Origin of the sequence: Mycobacterium sp. (assembly GCF_040509115.1) — a bacterium.
Lineage (GTDB): Bacteria > Actinomycetota > Actinomycetes > Mycobacteriales > Mycobacteriaceae > Mycobacterium.
Window position 1 is genome coordinate 22,729 of record NZ_JBEVLO010000075.1, and the last position, 7,063, is coordinate 29,791.

8 protein-coding genes are annotated in these 7,063 nt (G+C 69.2%); 1 reads left to right on the top strand and 7 read right to left on the bottom strand.

Annotated features, from left to right (window positions below; genetic code table 11):
* The first annotated feature begins 55 nt into the window (after window positions 1–55).
* Entirely contained in the window at window positions 56–1,552 is a 1,497-nt protein-coding gene (locus tag ABW137_RS06345; protein ID WP_526398026.1) for an HNH endonuclease signature motif containing protein, read from the top strand.
* Window positions 1,553–1,564: 12 nt separating this feature from the next.
* On the opposite strand, the gene ABW137_RS06350 is transcribed toward ABW137_RS06345, so the two are convergent.
* The 7 genes from ABW137_RS06350 to ABW137_RS06380 form a co-directional block, all read right to left on the bottom strand.
* Window positions 1,565–2,392 carry an urease accessory protein UreD gene (locus tag ABW137_RS06350; RefSeq protein ID WP_526398028.1) on the bottom strand — a complete coding sequence of 276 codons (828 nt, stop codon included), beginning with the start codon at window positions 2,390–2,392 and terminating at the stop codon, window positions 1,565–1,567.
* Window positions 2,389–2,994, bottom strand: a complete 606-nt coding sequence (ureG, locus tag ABW137_RS06355) for an urease accessory protein UreG (protein ID WP_526398030.1) — start codon at window positions 2,992–2,994, stop codon at window positions 2,389–2,391. Before ureG ends, ABW137_RS06350 begins: the two co-directional genes overlap by 4 nt.
* A complete protein-coding gene (ureC, locus tag ABW137_RS06360; RefSeq protein WP_526398031.1) occupies window positions 2,991–4,697 on the bottom strand; it encodes an urease subunit alpha in 1,707 nt (568 codons plus the stop codon). Before ureC ends, ureG begins: the two co-directional genes overlap by 4 nt.
* Window positions 4,694–5,326: an urease subunit beta gene (gene ureB, locus ABW137_RS06365; RefSeq protein ID WP_526398033.1), complete on the bottom strand. Its 633-nt coding sequence runs from the start codon at window positions 5,324–5,326 to the stop codon at window positions 4,694–4,696. Before ureB ends, ureC begins: the two co-directional genes overlap by 4 nt.
* A 48-nt stretch (window positions 5,327–5,374) precedes the next feature.
* On the bottom strand, window positions 5,375–6,046 hold the full coding sequence (locus tag ABW137_RS06370; RefSeq protein ID WP_526398035.1) for an urease accessory protein UreF: 672 nt from the start codon (window positions 6,044–6,046) through the stop codon (window positions 5,375–5,377).
* Window positions 6,039–6,503, bottom strand: a complete 465-nt coding sequence (ureE, locus tag ABW137_RS06375; protein ID WP_526398037.1) for an urease accessory protein UreE — start codon at window positions 6,501–6,503, stop codon at window positions 6,039–6,041. The genes ABW137_RS06370 and ureE overlap by 8 nt, the downstream gene beginning before the upstream one ends.
* Window positions 6,503–7,063, bottom strand: a 561-nt coding sequence (locus tag ABW137_RS06380; protein WP_526398039.1) for an amidase family protein, incomplete at its 5' end; no start/stop codon positions are given. The genes ABW137_RS06380 and ureE, both read right to left, overlap by 1 nt.

The window sequence follows — 7,063 nt, forward strand, 5'->3', positions numbered from 1 at the left end:
GTTGGTTCGGCCGTGGGGGGCGGATCGCGTCCGTGGTCGCACGTATGTTCGAGTCATGTCGATGCGGGCGGTTCGAGACGCGGTCGAGGGGCTGCGCGCCGCGCTCGCCGACTGTGACCTGAACGCGCTGTCGACCCAAGACCTCCTCGGCCTGCTCGACGAGCTGGAAACCCTGTCCTGCCAACTGCCCACGCAGTGGCATCGCGCGCTGGCCCGGCTGCAGGTCGAGACCTCCGCCAGGGAGTTGGGCGCCAAGTCCTGGCGCGACGTGTTGACCGTGCGGTGGCGACTGTCCCCCGCCGAAGCGTCACGCCGCCTAATCGAGGCCAGTCTGTTGGGGCCGCGCCAGGCGCTGATCGGGCAACCGTTGGAGCCGCTGCTGCCGGCCACCGCCGCCGCCCAAGCGTTGGGGGCGATCACCGCCGAGCACGTCACCGCGATCCGCAAGGCGATGGCCAAGATGCCCGGGTTCGTCGACCCGGCCACCCGCGCCCACATCGAGGTCGACCTGGTCCGCACCGCCGCGGGCGCTGGTCCCAAGGAAGTCACCGATCACGCCGCGCTGACCCTGTTCCTGCTCGACCAGGACGGCCCCGAGCCCACCGACGACGAACGGCTCGGGAAACGCGGCTTCTCCGTGGGTAAACAGCGTCCCGACGGGAATTCCCCGATCAGTGGGGAGTTCACCCCCGAAGCCTGGGCCACCTGGCAGCCACTGCTTGCCAAGTTCGCCGCGCCGGGCATGTGCAATCCCGCCGACCCCCACCCCTGCGCCTCCGGCACACCATCGCAGGAGCAAATCGACAACGATCATCGCAGCCTGGCCCAACGCCAACACGACGCGATCATCGCGATCGGGCGGATCGCCCTGATGAGCGACCTGGGGAAGCTCAACGGGCTGCCGGTGTCGATCATCATCCGCACCACCCTGCAAGACCTGGAGTCCCGCGCTGGGGTCGGGGTGACCGGTGGCGGGACCCGGATGCCGATCCGCGACGTGATCCGCCTCGCCAGCCATGCGCACCACAGCCTGGTGGTGTTCGACGGCGTCACCGGCAGGGCGCTGGACCTGTTCCGCACCAAGCGGATCGCGAACCCCGATCAGCGGATCGTGCTGATCGCCCGCGACGGCGGGTGCACCAAACCCGGCTGCACCGTCGGCGCCTACGGCACCCAAGTCCACCACGCCGCTCAAGACTGGCGCCACGGCGGACAAACCAACGTCGACGACCTCGGCCTAGCCTGCGGCGCGGACAATCGTCTCGTCGACGGAGGCGCCTGGAGCACCCGGATCAACGAGCGCCGGGAAGTGGAGTGGGTGCCGCCCGAAGACTTGGACACCGGGCAGACCCGGATCAACACCCAGCACACCCCAGAACGACACCTCCAGGCCCTGGCAGACCCCGAAGCCAAGGCCGACGACCGCGCCCACCCTGCCGAGAGCCGTCCCGGTCCGGAGGCCCGCACCCCATCGACCGCTGGCGAACCCGGCGGACAGCAGACCGCCAACGAACCCGGCGGGCCGCATTCCCCACCGCAGGGGTACGGCTAGCGGGGGTTGCACCTAGCGCAATGGCACCGGCGTCGAGGCGCCCACCCGCGTCGCCGCCTCGACCATCGCCGTCGCCGAGGCGATCACCGTCCGCAGGGTGCCGCCGTCGGATGCCGCGACCCGGACCGCCCAGCCTGCGTCGTTCGGCAGATCGGTGACGGCCACGTAGACCCGCCGATCGCCAGCGAGCACGCTGAGTGTCTCGAGGTCCTGCGACACCGACGTCAAGGCCGTGTCGAAGCCGGCGCCGACGACGTAAACGGTTCCGAACGCAGTGGGGGCATCGATGAATCCAGGCAACGAGTCGAGCACCTGGGCGTCGAGGGCGAGCAGCGTTCCGTTCGGCGCGCTGATCCTGACCGAGGATTCGTAGCGGCCGAACTCCGCACGGGTGAGATCCGGGTGCAACACCATGGCATCGACCAGCACCGCACAGCCACCCGGCTCGACGCAGGCCTGCACGAGCTGTCGGTAGCTCGCCCGCGCGGTGAGGATGCGGGGGCTGGTGTCGAGCAGTAGTCGGCTGGTGGAGTCGACCCGTACCTGGGTGTCCTCGACCGCCCCGGTGCCGCCAGGCGTGCCGCTCACCATGGTGGCACCCTGGCCCCGCACCACCGCCGCCCCGCCGTCGCGCACCTCGATGCGCTGCCTGGTGTCGTCGCCGGGAATGACGGTGCCCGCGGCGTTCTGCACGATCACGGTGCCGACCCCCGGCCCGTCCTGGTCGGCGAACATCCGGCCGACGAGCAGGGGCCAACGGTGCCGTCGCCGCGTCATCACGGTCCGGCCACCGGCGCCCGCGAACACGAGGTCGAGCGCCGTGCGAGCGCCGACACTCACGTGAAGAGCACCTCCCGCTCGAGCACGTCCATCACCGCGTCGACGCCGTCACCGCCTCGGGCGCTGATCGCCACGACCGGCCTGCCGCCGCGGACGTCGTCGGCCTCCTTGAGCATCAGGGGCAGGTCGACGCCGACGTGTGGTGCGAGGTCGATCTTGTTGACCACCAGCAGATCACAGCGAAGAACGCCGGGTCCGCGCTTGCGCGGGATGTCGCCACCACCACCGACGTCGATGACGAACAGCCAGTAGTCCACCAAATCCCTGGAGAACGTCGAGGCGAGGTTGTCCCCACCCGATTCCAGAAGGATCATCTCGGTGTCGGGGAACTCGGCCTCCAGCGCGTCGGCCGCCGCCATGTTCAGCGAGGGGTCCTCGCGGATCACGGTGTGCGGGCACCCCCCGGCCTCGACGGCCCGCACCCGGCGCGGGTCGATCAGCCCGGAGCGGCGAACCCGTTCGGCGTCCTCGGCGGTCACGAGGTCGTTGGTGATCACCGACAGCGTGCGGCCGCGCCGATCGAAGCCGGCCAGCAGCGCCTCCACCAATACGGTCTTGCCGGACCCGACGGGTCCCCCGATGCCCACGCGCGCGGCCTTCATCGGAGCAGATACTTTCGCGAGAAGGGCACGGTAACAGCTGGTTCCGCGGTGAGTAGCACCCCGTCGGCGCGCACGTCGAACGTGCGGGAGTCGACCTCGACGACGGGAAGGGCGGCGTTGCGGACCATGTCGCTCTTGCGCAGATTCCTGACCGACGTGATGGGCAGCACCGTCTTGCGCAGCCCGAGCCGTTCCGGCACGCCCGCGTCGACGGCGAGAGATGACATGAACACGAAACCCAGCTCCGCGGCCGCATCGCCGAGCGCACCCCAGTTGGGGCGCTGGACGACGGGTTCCGACGACGACACCGAGCCCGCCGCGTCCCCGAGTGCGGCCCATGCCACGAAACCGTTCTTCAGCACTTGCCTCGGCTTGACCCCGAAGAACGCCGGCTGCCAGATCACCAGGTCGGCGATCTTGCCGACTTCGACGGAACCGATGTGTGCGTCGGCCCCGATCGAGATCGCCGGATTGATGGTGAGTTTGGCGAGATAGCGCTTGACGCGTTCGTTGTCCGCTGCTGCGGTGGTCTCCTCCGGCAGCCGACCGACGCGCTGCTTCATCACGGCGGCGAGCTGCCAGCAGTTGGCGATGTTCTCGGCCACCCGGCCCATGCCCTGGGTGTCGCTCCCGAAGATCGAGATGGCGCCCATGTCGTGCAGCATGTCCTCGGCCATCATGGTCTGGGGCCGGATCCGGGCCTCGGCGAACGCGATGTCCTCTGGCGCTTCCCAATTCATCAGGTGCGCCAGCATGGTCATGGGTACGCCCTCGTCGAGTCCGCCGAGGGTGTACGGGTTGGTGGGATTGGTGGTGCCTGGGATGACGTTGTCATAGCCGACGCACCGGATGAGGTCGGGCGCGTGCCCGCCGCCTGCACCCTCCACGTGGTAGAGGTGAATCGTCCGATCACCGATGGTCGCCATCGTCGTCTCGGAGAAGCCGAACTCATTGATCGAATCGGTGTGCAGGTGTACGGCGAAGTCGGCGGAATCGGCGGCCACCAGTGTTCTGTCGATGACGGCGGGAGACGCCCCGAAGTCCTCGTGGATCTTCACGGCGCCCGCTCCCGCGGCGACCATTTCGATCACCGCCGCCGAGTCGGACGAACCCCTGCCGAAGGGCACGTAATTCATCGGTGAGTACTCGCCCGCCTTGAGGAACAGACCCAGGTTGCGCGGCCCGCCGGTGGCGACCTCGAAGGTGGGCCCCAGCGAACCGCCGATGAGGGTGGTCGTGCCGGTGGACAGGGCGTGCTCGGTCTGCTGTGGCGAGATGAGGTGTGCGTGCGTCTCGATGGCACCGGCCGTCACGATCATCCCCTCGGCCGGGATCGGGGTGGTCGCCGTGCCGACGATCATGCCGGGGGTGACGCCCGGCATGGTGTCTGGGTTACCCGCCTTCCCGATGCCGACGATTCGGCCATCCCGAATCCCGATGTCGGCCTTGATGATCCCGCTCACCGCATCGACGACGAGCGCGTTGGCGATGACGTAGTCAAGCGCCCCGTCCGATGACTTCGACGACGGCCGGTACCCCTCCCCGTCCCGCACCGACTTGCCTGCGCCGCTGAGCAACTCATAGCCCGGCAGCGTGAGGTCGTCCTCGACCTCGACGAAGAGATCCGAGTCGGCGAGCCGAACCCGGTCTCCCGTCGTGGGCCCGAACATGCGGGCATACGCCGCGCGGTCGATGGACGTCACAGCGCCGCCCCCAGCGGGCCGTCGACCGTGCCGGAGAAGCCGTGGATCACCCGGTCACCCGCGATCGGCACCAACGTCACCTCGACGGGCATGCCCGGCTCGAACCGGACACCGGCACCGGAGGCGACGTCGAGCTTGAGCCCCCACGCGGCGCGCCGGTCGAACTCGAGGGCCGCGTTCGACTCGAAGAAATGAGTCTGGCTGCGCACCTGGATGTCCCTGTCGCCGCGGTTGACGACCGTCATCGAGGTGCGGTCGACTCCGGGAAAGAGCTCTACGGGCTCGTCGCCGACGATGATCTCCCCGGGGTGAACGTCGTTCTCGCCACGGGTGATCGGGTCGATCAGGGTGACGAGTTTGGTTCCGTCGGCGAACGGCGCGTCCACCGTCACGATGCGCACCATGTCGGGAACGCCGGGCTCGCACTGCTCGGCCGTCAGCGTCCCCGCAGCGTGGTCGATCACCTCGTCGTAGGCCATGTTCCTGCGCGCCGACAGCAACACCTCGTCGGTCAGAAGGGCGACGGCCTCGGGATGGCTCAGCGGGACGCCCTCGCGCACGTTGCGCCTGGCCAGCTCGGCGGCGCTGAAGACGACGAGGCGCTCCATCTCGGTCGGCGTGAGATTCATCGTGATCCTTCCGTTCCCTCGAAAGCCCTGGTGTTCAGGGCGTGACGTTCAACTGGCGAACAACCGCACCCCGTCGCCGCGTCGCTGGGCCGCGACGTCGGCGTACACCGTGAACACCGCGGGGCCGGGTGCGGGTTCGCGTTGAAGCACTTCCAGAACGACCGGTGTCAGCGACGCGATGGTGCGTTGCGCACCGAGATGCCCGCAGATGCCCAGACGCACTGCGGCACTGGATATTCCCGCGATCAACTGCCACGCCGTCACGGTCTCCGCCGTCTCGAGGGTCAGCCCAGCGGCCCGCAGGCACAGCGCCTGCGCAATCGGTAGATGCCCTGGCGCACCCTGCTGGAGCACGCGACGACGGTACTCGTCGACGGCGGGGGCGGCCTCGGCGCCGAGCAGCGCGGCGAACGTAGCCAGGGTAGCCGCCCCGGCCCGCCGGGACGCCTCGCGCAACACCGACATCGTGCTGGTCGCCTCGGCAAGGTCATCCACTTCGGCGGGATCGGCTGCGGCCCATGCGCGACGGAGCAGGACGCGGTCGCACGGGTGCCAGCGTCCGTCGAGCTGCTCGGCGGCGAACGCCTGCACGTCGGCCTCGTCGCGCACCAGGCCGTCGCGGTGAGAACCCTCCAGCCCGAAGGAGAAGGCGAAGCCGCCGGACGGAAAGGCACTGTCCCCGAAGCGAAGCGCGGTGAGCAGCTGGTCGGATTCAAGCATCCGGTCGACCGCTGACCGACCGCACCCGACCGTCCGCGAGCAGGTCGGCAATCCGAGCCGTGTAGTCGGACTCCTGGCCTTCCAACCGGACCACCAGCGCGTCGTCATGCTGGCTGATCTGCCAATGCAGATGACCGGCAACGTATCCCAGCCGAAGTGCGGCCGCAAGGTCGGTCGGTCGGAACGTCAGGAAGTTCGGCGCCCCGGCCCGGACCACCACCGCGTGGTCGGCTTCCAGCACCAGCACCGCGCCGTCGGCCAACACGCTGTCGCGGGGCAGCACGACGGCGTACTCCCTGCCCGCATCGGACGTCACGCGCAGCCGCCTCCGGTCGAGATCGTCGGCATCGACGTGCAGGTACTCCACCGCCTTGTCGCGGTGCGCCAGCTCGTGCAGCCGCTGCGCGACGGCCTCGTCCGCCGTCGAGCCGACGATCTCGTCGAGGACCCTTAGCACTAGGCCGCCCGCGCGGCGACCTGGGCAATCCTGCCGACCACGTCCGTATTCGCCTCCAACGCACGGCCGACCTGCAGAATCTCCGGCTCCGCGAACGGCTTCCCGATGATCTGGACCCCCAGCGGCAGCCCAGCCGCCGTGAACGCCGCGGGGACCGACAGTGAGGGCAGGCCAGTCACGTTCGCCGGTGCCGAGTACCGCACGTAGGCAGCGGTCGAGGCCTCCTCCGTGCCGTCGGCCCACCTGACGAAGGGGTCGGCCCGCAGCGTGGCGGCAGCCACGAGGGTCGGCGCGAGCACGACGTCGATCGAGCCGTACATCTCCCGCCACGCCGCCTGGATCTGCGTCCGCAGACGCATCGCATTGACGTAGTCGGTGGCCGGGACAGCCGCGCCGACCTCGAGCAGCGTACGGGTCTCGTCGGTGAACTTCTCCGGCGAGTTGAGCAGGTAGTCCTGGTGATAGGCGGTGGCCTCGGGCATCATGATGGCCCACTCGGTCGAGATGACGAACTCGGCCATCGGAATCGTCACCTCGACCAGTTCGGCGCCGAGCGATTC